This is a genomic window from Bacillus nakamurai (genome assembly GCF_001584325.1).
In the GTDB taxonomy this organism is placed as follows: Bacteria; Bacillota; Bacilli; order Bacillales; family Bacillaceae; genus Bacillus; species Bacillus nakamurai.
The window spans coordinates 50,035-66,095 of the sequence record NZ_LSAZ01000002.1; the positions used below are offsets into that span (position 1 = coordinate 50,035).

Below are 16,061 nucleotides of genomic sequence, written 5' to 3' on the forward strand. Positions count from 1 at the left end.
CTTGACATGATACCACAATTTCTTTCCTCTAACTCCCTTTATATTCAGGCAAACCCCCGAGCATACTAATGTGCGAAAGGGGTGCTTTACAATGAGTTCAATCAAACAATCAATGACTACGCACGTAGCGACCGTTTCTCCAAACCAAACGATTCAGGAAGCAGCTGCACTGATGCATCAGCATAATGTCGGAGCGATTCCTGTCGTTGACGGAGGAGAATTAAAAGGAATGCTGACAGACCGTGATATCGCATTGAGAACAACGGCTCAAGGCCGCGACGGCCAAACACCTGTTTCACATGTGATGTCTACTAAAGTGGTATCCGGAAACCCGGACATGAGTCTTGAAGAGGCGTCACAGCTGATGGCCCAACACCAAATCCGCCGCCTTCCTATTGTAGATCAAAATCATCTAGTCGGGATCGTTGCGCTTGGAGACTTAGCGGTCGATCAGCGTTCAAACGAGTCTGCGGGAGCAGCGCTCTCTAATATTTCAAGCCAGGACAATCAGTAACGGATAAAGGGAGCTTGCATTGATGCAGGCTCTTTTTTCCGTCCGCATGTTACATTTTGAACGCAAAAGCAATTCACGGTATAGTGTATACATAGTCCAGTACGTATGCTAAAGGAGCTGTAAGCAGTGATAAAAGCGCTAATTTTTGATTTTGACGGGTTAATTTTAGACACAGAGACCCATGAATATGAAGTGCTGCAAGAAATGTTTGAAGAGCACGGATCGACATTGCCACTGTCCGTCTGGGGAAAGGTCATCGGAACGGCCGCCGGATTTAAGCCGTTTGCCTATTTAGAGGAACAGCTCGGGAGAGAACTTGACCGCGATGAACTGACGGCGATCAGGCGCCAGCGCTTTGCACAGCGGATGAAAACGGAAAAGGCGCGCCCCGGTGTGGAGGCTTATTTAGCCGCGGCAAAAGAGTTAGGGCTGAAGGTTGGCCTGGCTTCAAGCTCAGACTTTAAATGGGTATCGGGACACCTGAAAGAATTAGGTCTGTTTGATGAATTTGAAGTGATTCAAACAGCTGATGACGTGGAAGAGGTGAAGCCAAATCCGGAACTTTATTTGAAAGCAGCGGAACATTTAGGTGTCGAACCGGCTGAGTGTCTTGCTTTTGAGGATTCTGTCAATGGATCGATCGCCGCCAAGCGCGCCGGCATGAAGTGCGTCATCGTTCCGAATAAAGTGACGGGCGCTCTTTTGTTTGAAGACTACGACCACAGACTCGAATCTATGGCGGAATTGGAACTTGAACTATTATTACAGCGATTGAATCAACAAAACTAACCGGCAGGGGGAAGCAGCGTTGTCTGAAAAACTTGATCTGACCCGTTTCGAAAAGAAAATGGTCATACGGAATATGGAAGAGAAAGATATCAATAAAATTATTGATCTGCAAAAGGATTGTTTCCCGGGAATGGAGCCTTGGGAGCCTGAGCATTTAATCAGCCATCTGGCGCATTTTCCGGAAGGGCAGTTTTGCGCGGAGTATGAAGGCGAGATTATCGGATCCTGTTCAAGCCTGATCATCAATTTCGATGAATATGATGACCGTCATACATGGCAGGACATTACAGATGACGGATATATCACAAATCATAATTCGGACGGACTAAATCTGTACGGCATTGAAGTGATGGTCCACCCGGCGTACAGAAGAATGAAGATCGGCCACCGTCTGTATGAAGCGAGAAAAGACTTGGCCAGACGGCTGAATTTAAAAAGCATCATCATCGGCGGTCGGATTCCGAATTACCACATGTACGCTGAAGAGATGACGGCGAGAGCCTATGTCGAACAGGTGACACGCCACCAGATTTATGATCCGGTTCTCTCCTTCCAGCTGATGAACGGATTTACATTAATGCGGATTAACCCGAATTATCTGCCGGATGATACGGCCTCTATTAAATATGCGACATTAATGGAATGGAATAATGTCGATTATCTGCCGCAGTCGAAACGTTATTATAAATCGGCATTTCCGGTGCGTATTTGCGCCATTCAATATGAAATGAAAAAGATATATTCCTTTGAGGAATTTGCCAATCAAGTTGAATATTACGTCGATGTGGCCTCTGACGCGAGATCCGATTTCGCGGTTTTCCCTGAGATCTTCACGACCCAGCTGATGTCCTTTCTTGAGGAGCGCTCCCCGAGCCTGGCAATCCAGAGAATTACTGAATACACGGAGGACTATATCAGTCTATTTACTGACCTTGCGGTGAAATATAACGTCAACATCATCGGCGGATCTCACTTTGTCGAAGAAGAGGGAAAAATTTATAACATCGCGTATTTATTCAGACGGGACGGCACAATTGAAAAACAATACAAGCTCCATATTACGCCGAACGAGCGGAAATGGTGGGGCATCAGCGCCGGTGATCAAGTCCGCGTGTTTGACACGGACTGCGGCAAAATCGCCATCCAAGTTTGCTATGATATCGAATTTCCAGAGCTTGCGAGGATCGCAGCGGAACAAGGGGCGAAAATTATTTTTACGCCATTTTGCACAGAAGACCGCCAAGGCTACTTGCGCGTGAGATATTGCTCTCAGGCGAGAGCGGTGGAAAACCAAATTTACACCGTCATTTCCGGTACGGTCGGAAACCTGCCGCAAACGGAAAACATGGATATTCAATACGCACAATCCGCCATTTTTGCTCCGTCTGATTTTGAATTTGCCAGAGACGGAATCGTCGGTGAGACGAATCCGAATATTGAAATGGTCGTGATCGGCGACGTAGACTTGGAAATTTTAAGAAGGCAGCGGGAAAACGGAACCGTGCGCCAGCTGAAAGACAGACGCAAAGACATTTACCGAATTACGTATCTCAAATAAACCGCCCGCCCCGGCTGAGGGGGCGGGCTTTTTTTGCTTGTTTGCGGCTTTTTTATGACTGCCGCACGGATATGTTCCGGAATGCTTGAATTCATTCGCGGCGAAAGCGTTTTTTTTATTTCTCATCGGTTTATTGACTCGCTCCTGATCCGCCTTTATATTCTTAATAAGAGGAAAACTTCACCAAGATAATCGGCTTGCGGGCCGGCCAGCTTTCGATACAGCGTAACGATATTGAAAGGGAGATGATCGGTGTGGAACATGTACAGCAAAATCAATCACTCAAGCAAAAGGATAAAGACTTCGTTTGGCACGCCATGAAAGGGGCGAAGCCGGACGACAGTATTATCGCCCAGAAGGGGGAAGGGGCTTGGGTCACTGATATTGACGGAAGGCGGTATTTGGATGCTATGTCAGGGCTCTGGTGCGTGAATATCGGTTACGGCAGAAAGGAACTTGCTGACGCGGCTTACGAACAATTGAAGGAACTGCCTTATTACCCGCTGACACAAAGCCATACGCCGGCTATCAAGCTTGCGGAAAAGCTGAATGAATGGCTTGGCGGCGATTATGTTATCTTCTTTTCCAACAGCGGTTCAGAAGCGAATGAGACCGCATTCAAAATTGCCCGCCAATACCATATTGAAAACGGGGATCACGGCCGCTACAAATTTATTTCCAGATACAGAGCCTATCACGGCAATTCGATGGGGGCGCTCGCCGCTACCGGCCAGGCGCAAAGAAAGTACAAATATGAGCCGTTAAGCCAAGGGTTTTTGCATGCGGCGCCGCCTGACCTCTATCGGAATCCCGCGGATGCTGATACATTAGAAAGCGCACAGGAAATCGACCGGATCATGACGTGGGAGTTAAGTGAAACGATTGCAGGCGTAATTATGGAGCCGATTATTACAGGCGGCGGCATTTTAATGCCGCCGGAAGGGTATATGGCTAAGGTGGAGGACATTTGCAGGCGCCACGGCGCGCTTTTGATTTGTGATGAGGTAATTTGCGGATTCGGCCGCACGGGAGAACCATTCGGATTCCAGCATTATGGCGTTAAGCCTGATATCGTCACTATGGCAAAAGGCATCACGAGTGCTTATCTTCCGCTTTCGGCAACGGCTGTGAAACGGGAAATTTTTGAGGCATACAGCGGCGGAGAGCCGTATGACCGTTTCCGCCACGTGAATACATTCGGAGGAAATCCGGCTGCCTGCGCCCTTGCATTGAAAAACCTGCAAATAATGGAGGACGAAAATCTGATCGGCCGTTCACGAGAGCTTGGCGAAAAGCTTCTGCAGGAGCTTCAGTCACTCAGAGAACACCCTGCGGTCGGGGATGTACGGGGGAAAGGCCTGCTCGTCGGAATCGAACTCGTAAAGGATAAAATCACGAAAGTGCCGGCTGATGCCGCAACTGTTCAGCACGTCGTTGCCGCTTGTAAGGAAAAAGGGCTGATCGTCGGGAAGAATGGTGATACCGTAGCGGGATATAATAATGTAATCCAGCTTTCACCGCCTTTCTGCCTGTCGGAAGAGGAGCTTTCATTTATCATTGAGACGGTCAAGGAAAGTGTGCTGAGCATCTGATTTTTTAATATTAAAGGAGTAAAACATGAGTTTTCACAACCAGAAAATTTTACCGGCTATCCGGAATATGAAGCAGTTTGATGCGTTTTTAGAAAGTTCGTTTTTATACGGCGTTATTTTAGATATTCACCTGGGTCAATTGAAAGGTGTCGTAAACGAAGCGAAAAAGCACGGAAAGCATCTGATGGTTCACGTTGATTTGATTCACGGCATTAAACATGATGAATACGGGGCGGAATTTATCTGCCAGGACATCAAGCCTGCCGGTATTATTTCAACGAGATCCACCGTCATCGCCAAAGCGAAACAAAAGAAAATATACGCGATCCAGCGGCTGTTTTTACTTGATACGAGCGCGATGGAAAAAAGCATGGAGTTTGTCGGAAAACATAAGCCGGATTTCATTGAGGTCCTCCCGGGTATCGTTCCTACCTTGATCCGGGAAATCAAAGAAATGACGGGGATTCCGATTTTCGCCGGCGGCTTTATCCGTACTGAGCAGGATGTTGACAATGCCCTGAAGGCCGGAGCAACGGCAGTGACTACGTCAGATACCGAGCTGTGGGCTAAATATGAACATTCTATGACAAAAAAAGATTGACACCGCTTACACCCGTTGTTACAATAGACCTAGGTTAATACTATTGTGATGGAGACCCGGAGACCCACAACAGCACTTTACGAAAGCAATCAAGCGTAAAGCAGTTTGTTGTGGGTTTTTTATTCTCTATAACTCTGTCAAACCTGCTATTATGTCATTTTAGGAGGAATTATGATGACAGCATTTTGGGGAGAAGTAATCGGTACAATGCTGCTTATTATTTTTGGCGGCGGTGTTTGTGCGGGAGTCAATTTAAAGAAATCGCTTTCATACCAATCCGGATGGATTGTTATTGTATTTGGATGGGGATTGGGTGTTGCCATGGCGGCGTATGCTGTCGGCGGAATCAGCGGCGCTCATCTTAATCCGGCTTTAACGATAGGCCTTGCGCTTGAAGGCAGTTTTCCTTGGAAAGAGGTTCCTGTTTATATTGCGGGACAAATGATCGGAGCAATCATCGGTGCTGTTCTTGTGTATCTTCACTATCTGCCGCATTGGAAGGCAACCGACGATCCTGCCGCTAAACTCGGCGTTTTCTCAACCGGGCCGAGTATTCCGCATACATTTGGGAATATGATAAGTGAAATCATTGGTACGTTTGTGCTTGTGCTCGGCATTTTGGCAATCGGGGCGAATGAATTTACAAAAGGGCTGAACCCGCTTATTGTCGGCTTCCTCATCGTTGCCATCGGAATTTCTCTTGGAGGAACGACAGGATATGCGATCAATCCTGCACGGGATTTAGGGCCGAGAATCGCCCACGCATTTTTGCCGATTCCGAAAAAAGGGCCGTCTAATTGGAAATACGCATGGATTCCTGTTATCGGTCCGATATTGGGCGGAGCATTCGGCGGTGTATTTTACAATGCTGCGTTTAAAGGAAATGTGACACCTAGCTTCTGGTTTGTAAGCGTTATATTGGTTGTGGTACTGTTAATACTCTATGTATACACGAAGAGATCTCAATCACCGAAAACCTTATCAAATTCTAAATATATTTAAAAAGGAGAGCGGCATCATGGAAACCTATATTTTATCATTAGACCAAGGCACAACAAGTTCAAGAGCGATTCTTTTTAATAAAGAAGGCAAGATCGTGCATTCCGCTCAAAAGGAATTCACGCAGTTCTTCCCGCAGCCCGGCTGGGTGGAGCACAGTGCGAATGAAATCTGGGGCTCAGTGCTGGCTGTTATCGCTACAGTCATTTCTGAATCAGGAATCAGTGCTGATCAAATTGCAGGAATCGGCATCACGAACCAAAGGGAAACAACGGTCGTATGGGATAAAGATACCGGAAAACCGGTGTACAATGCCATCGTGTGGCAATCAAGACAAACTGCCGGCATCTGTGAAGAGCTTCGTGAAAAAGGCTATAATGACACATTCAGAGAAAAAACGGGGCTTCTGATCGATCCGTATTTCTCAGGAACGAAAGTGAAATGGATTCTTGACAACGTTGAAGGTGCGCGGGAAAAAGCGGAAAACGGAAACCTTCTGTTCGGAACGATTGACTCGTGGCTTATTTGGAAAATGTCAGGCGGCGCGGCGCACGTAACGGATTATTCCAATGCGTCCAGAACGCTGATGTTTAACATTCATGATTTAAAATGGGATGATGAGCTGCTTGATATTTTAGGCGTGCCGAAATCAATGCTGCCGGAAGTGAAGCCGTCTTCCCATGTGTACGCGAAAACGGTTGATTACCACTTCTTCGGGAAAAATATCCCGATAGCGGGAGCTGCCGGAGACCAGCAATCAGCGCTGTTCGGCCAGGCGTGCTTTGAAGAAGGCATGGGGAAGAACACATATGGCACAGGATGCTTTATGCTCATGAATACCGGAGAAAAAGCGATTACATCAAAGCACGGCCTGCTGACGACGATTGCCTGGGGAATTGACGGCAAAGTGGAATATGCGCTTGAAGGAAGCATTTTTGTCGCAGGATCTGCCATCCAATGGCTCAGAGACGGAATGCGGCTGTTTCAGGATTCGGCGCAAAGCGAGTCATATGCAGAGCGTGTGGATTCAACTGACGGCGTCTATGTCGTCCCTGCTTTTGTCGGCTTAGGCACACCATATTGGGACAGTGACGTGCGCGGCTCTGTATTCGGCCTGACACGCGGAACGACGAAGGAACACTTCATCCGCGCTACGCTGGAATCTCTTGCTTATCAGGCAAAAGACGTTCTTGACGCAATGGAGGCTGATTCCGGCATCTCTTTAAAAACATTGCGCGTGGACGGCGGAGCGGTAAAAAATAATTTTCTTATGCAGTTCCAAAGCGACCTGCTGAATGTTCCCGTCGAACGTCCTGAAATAAATGAGACGACGGCGCTGGGTGCGGCATACTTAGCCGGAATCGCGGTCGGCTATTGGAAGGACAGCTCTGAAATCGCCGACCAATGGAATTTGGATAAGCGATTTGAGCCGAAAATGGAAAAAGACAAACGCGAAGAATTGTATAATGGCTGGAAAAAAGCTGTAAAAGCAGCAATGGCTTTTAAATAAGACGTAAGTGTGGTATACTGAAAACAAGTTAATAGGAACGGTCCTGAGATGAGGAGAGACCACAGCACCAAAGTGATGACATACACTTTGGGTGTTGTGGTCTCTTTTTCTATACCGTGACAACAAGGAGGAAACGTAATGACGAATCATCAATTTTCAAGTCTTGAGCGGGATAACATGCTGCAAGACATGACAAAAAAAACATACGATCTGTTTATTATAGGCGGAGGGATTACAGGTGCAGGTACTGCGCTTGACGCCGCTTCAAGAGGAATGAAAGTCGCACTGAGCGAAATGCAGGACTTTGCGGCCGGCACATCAAGCCGATCCACAAAGCTTGTCCACGGCGGATTGCGTTATTTGAAACAATTTGAAGTGAAAATGGTCGCAGAAGTCGGTAAGGAACGGGCAATCGTGTATGAAAACGGCCCGCACGTCACTACGCCGGAATGGATGCTGCTTCCGTTCCATAAAGGCGGCACTTTCGGTTCATTCTCGACTTCGATCGGCTTAAGAGTATATGACTTTTTAGCAGGCGTAAAAAAATCAGAACGCAGAAGCATGCTGTCTGCAAAAGAAACGCTCCAAAAAGAGCCGCTCGTTAAAAAAGACGGCTTAAAAGGCGGCGGTTACTACGTTGAGTACCGGACAGACGATGCAAGACTGACAATTGAAGTCATGAAAGAAGCCGTTAAATTCGGAGCAGAGCCGGTCAACTATTCTAAAGTGAAAGAGCTTCTGTACGAAAAAGGGAAAGTAGTCGGCGTTTTAATTGAAGATATGCTGACCGGCAAAGAATATAAAATTTACGCTAAAAAAATCGTCAATGCGACAGGTCCGTGGGTCGACCAGCTGAGAGAAAAAGACCACAGCAAAAACGGAAAGCATCTCCAGCATACAAAAGGCGTCCATCTTGTATTCGACCAATCTGTATTTCCGCTTAAACAGGCGGTATACTTCGATACGCCTGACGGCCGGATGGTATTTGCCATTCCGCGTGAAGGAAAAACATACGTGGGTACGACAGATACGGTTTACAAACAAGAACTTGAGCATCCGCGCATGACAGTGCAGGACCGCGACTATGTCGTAAACTCAATCAATTACATGTTCCCTGAACTGAATATTACAGCGGATGATATAGAATCAAGCTGGGCTGGACTTAGACCGCTGATTCACGAGGAAGGAAAAGATCCGTCTGAGATTTCGCGTAAGGACGAGATCTGGACATCGCAATCAGGTTTGATTACGATTGCCGGAGGAAAACTGACAGGATACAGAAAAATGGCTGAGCACATTGTCGACCTTGTCAGTGAGCGTTTGAAAGAAGAGGGCGGCCAGGACTTCGGTGCTTGTAAAACGAAGACAATGCCGATTTCCGGAGGACATGTCGGCGGCTCCAAAAACTTCGAATCATTTGTGGAAGCGAAGACAAAAGAAGGCGTGAAGATCGGTTTATCACAACAAAACGCGAAACAGTTAGCCATCAGATACGGCTCTAACGTAGAAAATGTATTCAGCCGGATTGAAGGCCTGACTGACGAAGCGGTAAAACGCCAAATCCCGGTTCACATTTTGGCAGAGGCTGCATACAGCATTGAAGAAGAGATGGCTGCAACGCCTGCTGATTTCTTCGTCCGCAGAACGGGCAGACTTTACTTTGATATTAAATGGGTAGAAGCATACAAAACGGCTGTGATTGATTACATGAGCGACCGTTTCCAATGGGATGAAGAAACGAAACAGAAACATACAGAGCATTTAAACACGCTCCTGCACGATGCAGTTGTGCCGCTCGAACAATAATCACCGGAGGGCTGTGCCGAAAAGGCATAAGCCCTTCTTTTACATAGAACAGCGATACAATGTTTTCAAGTGACACGGACATCCGCTTCATATTAAAATATGGTCATAAGCTGAAATTATAGGAGGACGAACATGAGTTGGAGTAAGAGCTACGAACGCTGGAAACAGACCGAACATTTAGATTCTGAATTGAAAAAATTATTAGCGGATGCAGAAGGAAACGAGCAGATGCTGGAAGACTTTTTCTACAAAAACCTTGAGTTCGGGACGGGAGGCATGCGCGGAGAAATCGGCCCGGGAACGAACCGGATGAATATCTATACGGTCCGCAAAGCTTCCGCCGGACTTGCCGCGTATATCGTGAAGCAGGGAGAGGAAGCGAAAAAAAGAGGCGTCGCAATTGCTTATGATTCCCGCCATAAATCGCCTGAGTTTGCGATGGAAGCGGCAAAAACACTGGCCTCCCAAGGCATTCAGACGTACGTTTTTGATGAGCTCCGCCCGACGCCTGAGCTGTCTTTTGCAGTCAGAAAGCTGAACGCCTTTGCGGGTATTGTCGTGACGGCCAGCCATAATCCGCCTGAATATAACGGCTATAAAGTTTACGGTGACGACGGCGGGCAGCTGCCGCCGAGCGAAGCGGACATCGTCATTGCAGAGGTGAATGCCATCGAAAACGAACTGACGATCCGCGTTGAGGACGAACAGGCGCTGAAGGAAAAAGGCCTGATTACCATGATCGGTGAAGAGATTGATAAGGCGTATACGGAAAAACTGACTTCTATTTCCGTTCATCCTGAGCTTGCCGATGAAGTGGACATAAGCGTTGTTTTCACCCCGCTGCACGGTACGGCGAATAAACCGGTTCGCCGCGGGCTTGAAGCGCTCGGCTACAAACGTGTCGCCGTCGTAAAAGAACAAGAGCTTCCTGATCCGAATTTCTCAACCGTCACATCGCCTAACCCGGAGGAGCACGCGGCATTTGAATATGCAATCAAGCTTGGTGAAGAGCAGAACGCTGACATTCTGGTCGCAACAGATCCGGATGCCGACCGCCTCGGTATTGCCGTAAAAAACAATGAAGGCAAGTACACGGTGATGACAGGAAACCAGACAGGGGCGCTTTTATTGCATTACCTTCTTTCCGAGAAGAAAAAGAATGGAACTCTTCCTGATAACGGCGTTGTTCTTAAAACGATTGTTACCAGCGAACTCGGCCGCGCAGTCGCATCTTCTTTCGGATTGGATACGATTGATACGTTAACCGGCTTTAAATTTATCGGCGAAAAAATCAAAGAATATGAAAAGTCCGGCCAATACACGTTCCAATTCGGGTATGAAGAAAGCTACGGCTACTTAATCGGCGATTTTGCGCGTGACAAAGATGCGATTCAGGCCGCGCTGCTGGCAGTTGAAGTGTGCGCCTTCTATAAAAAGCAGGGCATGTCGCTTTATGATGCGCTGCAGGCAATCTTTAAGGAGTACGGATATTACCGTGAAGGCCTGAAGTCTCTGACGTTAAAAGGAAAGCAGGGCGCCGAACAGATCGCCGCTATCTTAACATCTTTCAGAAATGACCCGCCGGAGCAAATGGCAGGAAAACAGATCACGCAAGCCGAGGATTATTCCATCGGAAAACGAACTGTATTTGCTGAACATAAAGAAGAGGACATTGATCTGCCGAAATCAAACGTCCTGAAATATTTCCTTGAAGACGGCTCCTGGTTCTGCCTTCGTCCATCAGGAACAGAGCCGAAAGTTAAATTTTATTTCGCCGTGAAAGGAACGTCTTTACAAGACAGCGAACAGCGTCTTGCATCGTTATCTGAAGCCGTCATGAAAACGGTAGAAAGCATCGCAGAAAAAACAAAGTAAAGCCCAATCCGCCGGTATCTCAGCCGGCGGATTTTTTGATGCGCCTCATCCAAAAGGCTGAGAAAAATTCATCCTGTAAACGAAGGAATATTTTGAGAATTACTGTTATAATATAGATAATTCTTATTGGCCGGAGTGAGAGAGTTTGAGCAAAACATCGGTGGAGAAATTAAAAACATTAAAAGCGATTGCGGAAACTTTAAACCAAGGTCATGATCTGAAAGAAACACTTGATGAAGTGCTGCGTGAACTGCTCAGCCTGACCGGCCTGCAATCGGGCTGGATTTTTCTGATTGAGCCGGATGAATCCTATACACTGGCAGCATCCGCTTATTTGCCGCCTGCCCTCAGTCAGCGGGAAAACGTGCTGATGTGCAGCGGAGACTGCTATTGTCTCACCAAATTCAGCAATGGCGGATTGACAAATGCGGCAAACATTATGAATTGTAAGCGGATTGAATTGGCGGAACAAGCGAATTCATACGATACGGAGGGCATTACCCATCATGCGACCGTCCCGCTTGAAGACGGCGACCGGAGATTCGGTTTATTAAATGTCGCTGCCGGCGGGAAGACGTTTTTTAATGAGGAGGAGCTTCATCTTCTTGAGGCTGTCGCTTTTCAAATCGGGACGGCGATTCAGCGGATGAAACTCGCTGAATATGAACAGCAGAATGCGCTTTTGGTGGAACGGAGCCGGCTTGCGCAAGAGCTGCATGATTCCGTCAACCAGATGCTGTTTTCCGTCAGCTTAACGGCAAAAGCGGCCAAAACCTTGACGGATGATGAACGGCTGCGGCAGATGATCAGTTTCATCCAAGAGCTTTCTCAAGACGCATTAGCGGAAATGAGGGCGCTCATCTGGCAGCTGCGGCCCGAAAGTCTTACGAAAGGGCTTTGTGAGTCAATCAAAAGCTATGCCGCTCTAATCGGCTTACAAGCAGTCTGTGAAAGGGCCGATGTCTCGCCGATTACTGATGAACAGGAGCATGCGCTGTGGAGAATTGCCCAAGAGGCTCTGAATAATTGTAAAAAACACGCGGGAACGGGACGGGTTTCTATTTCTGTGGCGGAGGAACCGGAATACGCAGAGCTTAAAATTGCTGATCAAGGCGCAGGTTTCAGCGTTGAGGCGCATGCCGGGCTGCCGTCGCTCGGCATTGGCGGGATGAAGGCGCGCGCTGAAGCATGCGGCGCCCGTTTTACGCTGCTGTCTGAGCTTGGTTCGGGCACCATTATCTCCGTCAAACTTCCGCTTGACGGCAAAAGGAGGACGAAACGATGAAAATTGTCATAGCCGATGATCATCACGTTGTCCGCAAAGGACTTCGTTTTTTCTTTGCCACTCAAGAAGATATTGAGGTTGTCGGCGAGGCGTCTACCGGAGCCGAAGCTCTTCAAGCTGCTCAAGAAACAAAGCCGGACATTATTTTAATGGATTTATCAATGCCGGATATGGACGGCATTGAAGCGGCAAAAATCGCTTCAGAACGGTTTCCGGACATCAGTATTGTGGTGCTCACAAGCTATTCTGACCAGCAGCATGTCATTCCGGCTCTTAAAGCCGGCGCGAAGGCGTATCAGCTGAAAGACGCACAGCCCGATGATTTAGTGAGAACGCTGCGCCAAGTGTATTCCGGCCGTTATCAGCTCTCGGCGGATATTATGCCCCATGTGCTGACACATATGAGGCAGGATGATCAGGATAAAGAAAAATATTATCAGCTGACGCGCCGGGAAAAAGACGTTCTGAAGGAAATAGCGGGCGGAAAAAGCAATAAAGAAATCGCTTCATTCCTGTTTATTTCTGAAAAAACAGTCAAAACCCATGTGTCCAACTTACTTTCGAAACTGGAGCTTTCAGACCGGACGCAGGCGGCTTTGTTTGCTGTGAAAAATAACTTATATGGAGAGATGGAAAAATGAGTATTTTAGTGATAAGCGGCACTCCGAGAAAACACGGCAGGACAAGAATCGCGGCTTCGTATATCAGAGACCGTTTCCATACGGATTTAATCGACCTGAGCGAAAGCGGACTGCCGCTTTATAACGGCGAAGAAAAACAGGCTGAACTCCAATCGGTTAAAGAGCTGAGACAGCGCGTAAAAGAGTCGTCTGCATTGGTTTTATTATCCCCTGAATATCACAGCGGCATGAGCGGCGCTTTAAAAAACGCCATTGATTTCTTAAGCAGTGAACAGTTGAAATATAAACCGGTTGCGATACTTGCAGCAGCGGGCGGCGGAAAAGGCGGAATGAATGCATTGACAAATATGCGCACGGTTATGCGGGGCGTGTATGCAAATGTGATTCCGAAACAGCTCATTTTAGATCCTGTACATATTGATCTTGAACATCAAACCGTTACAGAGGATATGGCGGTCAGTATTAAAGAAATGATGGAAGAATTACAAGTGTTCGCTAAAGCAATAAATCCCGGCGTTTAAAAAGCCGGGATTTTTTTTATGTCAGAAGGGCCAGTTGATCTTCATACGCCATTTCTGCCGCATGATCAATATAGCCGAGGAGTGAATACAGTTCTTTTTCAAGCACCGCGTTATCGAATTCAAAATGATACGCATGCAGAAAGTGCTCGATTCGTTTTGATAATAAATCATCTTTTGTGCGCACCATCAGAATTAATAAGTTATCCCATTGGGATCGATGTGTGTAATACAGGGCTTTATCATAATCGGCATGATCCATCTTTCGCTTCTCCTTTCCGGTGAGAAGTTCGTGATTAGTTTATGCCGATCAGCCCTGGAAGCTTCGGGGGAAAAGTTGGCGGCCGCATGAACAGCGGCATAGCAATATGAGGGAGACATAAAATAAAATGTGCATGCTTGGGCCGTTTTTGGAAACGCTAAGAAAACAAATAACGACTCAGGAGAACCTACAGATGAAATCCCTTCCATTTGCGCTTGCCCTGCTGTTTTGCGGCATTTTAATCGTCTCAATCGCTGAAAAAGGACATACGGAGCACCTCAATGAATCAGTAGAGAAATGGGAGCATCTCGCCTGGAATCAGCTTAAACGTGAATATAAAGACGCCGAGCTTTCGGATTATTCCTATATGGGGCGTACAAAGATGAATCGGGAACAGACAAAAGACGTATTTCGGGTAACGGTAAAAACGAAGGCTGAAACGTTTTCCTCCCGCGCCGAAGTGTATTTTCACCCTGTGACAAAACACGTCATCAGCATCAACATATTTCGGCTGTAAAAAAAGCTGTACAGCCTTTAATTGGCCGTACAGCACTATAAACATCAGAAGAAACGTTTGGCGCCAAGGTAGCGCTGTTTCCAATATGAATTATCCATGCTGGAAATAACGACTCCCGAATCATTGGCATTAATAAACTGACCGTTTCCAAGATAAATTCCGACATGAGAAGGTCCCGCTTTATAAGTTGAAAAGAAGACAAAGTCTCCGACGGCCGGCTGGCTGACAGATGACATCGTATTCCAGTAGCCTGCGGCTGACAGTCTGGATACGGAAGTGACTTTATTCAGAACGTAATAAATGAACCCGCTGCAGTCAAAGCCTCTCGGTGTCGTCCCGCCCCATACATACGGCACGCCCAATTGTGCTTTCGCGGCACTGATCATCGTGTTGATTTTGGCGCTTGTTGAGCCGGTGTCTCCTGAATTGTTTGGTGTTGAAGATGTTGACTGGCCTGTAATCGTCAGCTTTTGCCCGATTTGAAGCACATCTGTTTTTAAATTGTTTTTCTCACGGAGCTGCTGTGCGGTCACATTGAATTTTTGGGCGATCACCCATAAAGAATCCCCGCTTTTGACCGTGTATGTAGTCGTTTTCCCTGTATTTCCGGAATTGCTCGGTGTTGACGGTGTTGACGAAGAACCGGAAGAGGACGTTTTTGTCAGCTTAAGCACTTGTCCGACCTGAAGCACGTCCGATGTTAATTGATTGTTGGTTCTGATTTGCTGAACTGTCATATTGTATGCGTTTGCGATCTTCCAGAGCGAGTCCCCGCTTTTCACCGTATAGGTTGACGTTTGCGTTTGGTTATTATTCGAATTGTTGTTTGACGGCTTATTTCCTGATGAAGCCGTTCCTTTCGTTTTTAGGACCTGGTTCACATAGATGGTGTCTGTTTTTAAATTGTTTAATACCTTTAATTCTGCAATGGTCATATTGACGCTGTTTGCGATTTTCCAAAGTGAATCTCCGAGCTTTACTTTGTACGTCCCTGAAGACGATGAGTTTTTTGAGCTGTTATTATTTGAACTGCTGCCTGAAGTGTTTTTCGTCTGCCCTGTACTTGAGGAAACCTTTCCTGACACCTGTAATTTTTGGCCGGCGCGTATTAAATCGCTTGTCAGCCCGTTCAGTTTTTTCAGCTCCTGCACGGACATTTTAAAATCTGTCGCAATCAGCCACAGCGAATCTCCGCTTTTTACCGTATAAACGCTCTTAGTCGTACTGGTTTTTTTGGAAGATGAAGAAGAGCTGCCCGAATCGGATTTGCCGTTTGGAATGGTGAGTGTCTGTCCAATGGAAAGAACGGTGGATTTCAGATGATTGGCTGATGTAATCGCATCCACGCTTGTGTTGTAGTTTTGGGCAAGCTTCCATAAAGAATCCCCGCTTTTTACTTTAATGGTTTGTGCTTCTGCCGGTGTTACTGTTAATGCAGACCCGACAATCGCAGATGCAGTCAGACCGACTGCTAATTTTTTTTTCATAGTAAATCTCCCTTTTCCTGCGATGATTTTTCTGTCCCGTCACCCAATATCTGCATCCGCAGGGTGAAGACAACAGTAATGATAACCTTAATATCGGCTCATGTCTG

15 protein-coding genes are annotated in these 16,061 nt (G+C 46.9%); 13 read left to right on the plus strand and 2 right to left on the minus strand.

Annotated elements, in window-relative coordinates; genetic code table 11:
- The first annotated feature begins 91 nt into the window (after positions 1-91).
- From AXI59_RS00855 to AXI59_RS00910, 12 genes are all read left to right on the plus strand, one after another.
- On the plus strand, positions 92-514 hold the full coding sequence (locus AXI59_RS00855) for a CBS domain-containing protein (protein ID WP_061521379.1): 423 nt from the start codon (positions 92-94) through the stop codon (positions 512-514).
- A gap of 126 nt (positions 515-640) precedes the next feature.
- Positions 641-1,303 (plus strand): HAD family hydrolase, encoded by a 663-nt coding sequence (locus AXI59_RS00860; RefSeq protein WP_061527116.1) that lies wholly within the window; start codon positions 641-643, stop codon positions 1,301-1,303.
- 19 nt (positions 1,304-1,322) lie between these two features.
- On the plus strand, positions 1,323-2,861 hold the full coding sequence (locus AXI59_RS00865; RefSeq protein ID WP_061527117.1) for a bifunctional GNAT family N-acetyltransferase/carbon-nitrogen hydrolase family protein: 1,539 nt from the start codon (positions 1,323-1,325) through the stop codon (positions 2,859-2,861).
- A gap of 245 nt (positions 2,862-3,106) precedes the next feature.
- Positions 3,107-4,453 (plus strand): aspartate aminotransferase family protein, encoded by a 1,347-nt coding sequence (locus tag AXI59_RS00870; RefSeq protein WP_156476202.1) that lies wholly within the window; start codon positions 3,107-3,109, stop codon positions 4,451-4,453.
- Positions 4,454-4,478: 25 nt separating this feature from the next.
- The gene (locus AXI59_RS00875) at positions 4,479-5,054 is read left to right on the plus strand and encodes a glycerol-3-phosphate responsive antiterminator (protein WP_061521382.1); all 576 of its coding nucleotides are present in this window, start codon (positions 4,479-4,481) and stop codon (positions 5,052-5,054) included.
- A 174-nt stretch (positions 5,055-5,228) separates the two neighbouring features.
- A complete protein-coding gene (locus AXI59_RS00880; protein WP_061521383.1) occupies positions 5,229-6,056 on the plus strand; it encodes an MIP/aquaporin family protein in 828 nt (275 codons plus the stop codon).
- A 16-nt stretch (positions 6,057-6,072) separates the two neighbouring features.
- Positions 6,073-7,563: a glycerol kinase GlpK gene (gene glpK, locus AXI59_RS00885; RefSeq protein WP_061527118.1), complete on the plus strand. Its 1,491-nt coding sequence runs from the start codon at positions 6,073-6,075 to the stop codon at positions 7,561-7,563.
- A gap of 138 nt (positions 7,564-7,701) precedes the next feature.
- Positions 7,702-9,369, plus strand: coding sequence for a glycerol-3-phosphate dehydrogenase (gene glpD, locus AXI59_RS00890; RefSeq protein WP_061527119.1), 1,668 nt, complete (start codon positions 7,702-7,704; stop codon positions 9,367-9,369).
- 132 nt (positions 9,370-9,501) lie between these two features.
- Positions 9,502-11,244, plus strand: coding sequence for a phospho-sugar mutase (locus tag AXI59_RS00895; protein ID WP_061527120.1), 1,743 nt, complete (start codon positions 9,502-9,504; stop codon positions 11,242-11,244).
- Positions 11,245-11,389: 145 nt separating this feature from the next.
- Positions 11,390-12,529, plus strand: coding sequence for a GAF domain-containing sensor histidine kinase (locus AXI59_RS00900; RefSeq protein WP_061527121.1), 1,140 nt, complete (start codon positions 11,390-11,392; stop codon positions 12,527-12,529).
- Positions 12,526-13,170, plus strand: a complete 645-nt coding sequence (locus AXI59_RS00905; protein WP_061521388.1) for a response regulator — start codon at positions 12,526-12,528, stop codon at positions 13,168-13,170. Before AXI59_RS00900 ends, AXI59_RS00905 begins: the two co-directional genes overlap by 4 nt.
- A complete protein-coding gene (locus tag AXI59_RS00910; protein WP_061527122.1) occupies positions 13,167-13,691 on the plus strand; it encodes an NADPH-dependent FMN reductase in 525 nt (174 codons plus the stop codon). The genes AXI59_RS00905 and AXI59_RS00910 overlap by 4 nt, the downstream gene beginning before the upstream one ends.
- A gap of 16 nt (positions 13,692-13,707) precedes the next feature.
- On the opposite strand, the gene AXI59_RS00915 is transcribed toward AXI59_RS00910, so the two are convergent.
- Positions 13,708-13,950, minus strand: coding sequence for a YhdB family protein (locus tag AXI59_RS00915; protein ID WP_061521390.1), 243 nt, complete (start codon positions 13,948-13,950; stop codon positions 13,708-13,710).
- Between the two features lie 193 nt (positions 13,951-14,143).
- On the opposite strand from AXI59_RS00915, the gene AXI59_RS00920 reads away from it, so the two are divergent.
- Positions 14,144-14,467 carry a DUF3889 domain-containing protein gene (locus tag AXI59_RS00920; protein ID WP_061527123.1) on the plus strand — a complete coding sequence of 108 codons (324 nt, stop codon included), beginning with the start codon at positions 14,144-14,146 and terminating at the stop codon, positions 14,465-14,467.
- Between the two features lie 44 nt (positions 14,468-14,511).
- Here the strand turns inward: AXI59_RS00920 and lytF are convergent, their stop codons facing one another.
- A complete protein-coding gene (lytF, locus tag AXI59_RS00925; RefSeq protein WP_061527124.1) occupies positions 14,512-15,954 on the minus strand; it encodes a peptidoglycan endopeptidase LytF in 1,443 nt (480 codons plus the stop codon).
- Between the last annotated feature and the right edge of the window lie 107 nt (positions 15,955-16,061).

Bases quoted from the DNA above. Each gene is read 5' to 3' on its own strand.
- AXI59_RS00855 (WP_061521379.1), top strand. From the start codon at position 92: ATGAGTTCAATCAAACAATCAATGACTACGCACGTAGCGACCGTTTCT.
- AXI59_RS00870 (WP_156476202.1), top strand. From the start codon at position 3,107: ATGATCGGTGTGGAACATGTACAGCAAAATCAATCACTCAAGCAAAAG.
- AXI59_RS00875 (WP_061521382.1), top strand. From the start codon at position 4,479: ATGAGTTTTCACAACCAGAAAATTTTACCGGCTATCCGGAATATGAAG.
- AXI59_RS00880 (WP_061521383.1), top strand. From the start codon at position 5,229: ATGACAGCATTTTGGGGAGAAGTAATCGGTACAATGCTGCTTATTATT.
- glpK (WP_061527118.1), top strand. From the start codon at position 6,073: ATGGAAACCTATATTTTATCATTAGACCAAGGCACAACAAGTTCAAGA.
- glpD (WP_061527119.1), top strand. From the start codon at position 7,702: ATGACGAATCATCAATTTTCAAGTCTTGAGCGGGATAACATGCTGCAA.
- AXI59_RS00895 (WP_061527120.1), top strand. From the start codon at position 9,502: ATGAGTTGGAGTAAGAGCTACGAACGCTGGAAACAGACCGAACATTTA.
- AXI59_RS00905 (WP_061521388.1), top strand. From the start codon at position 12,526: ATGAAAATTGTCATAGCCGATGATCATCACGTTGTCCGCAAAGGACTT.
- AXI59_RS00910 (WP_061527122.1), top strand. From the start codon at position 13,167: ATGAGTATTTTAGTGATAAGCGGCACTCCGAGAAAACACGGCAGGACA.
- AXI59_RS00915 (WP_061521390.1), bottom strand. From the start codon at position 13,950: ATGGATCATGCCGATTATGATAAAGCCCTGTATTACACACATCGATCC.
- AXI59_RS00920 (WP_061527123.1), top strand. From the start codon at position 14,144: ATGAAATCCCTTCCATTTGCGCTTGCCCTGCTGTTTTGCGGCATTTTA.
- lytF (WP_061527124.1), bottom strand. From the start codon at position 15,954: ATGAAAAAAAAATTAGCAGTCGGTCTGACTGCATCTGCGATTGTCGGG.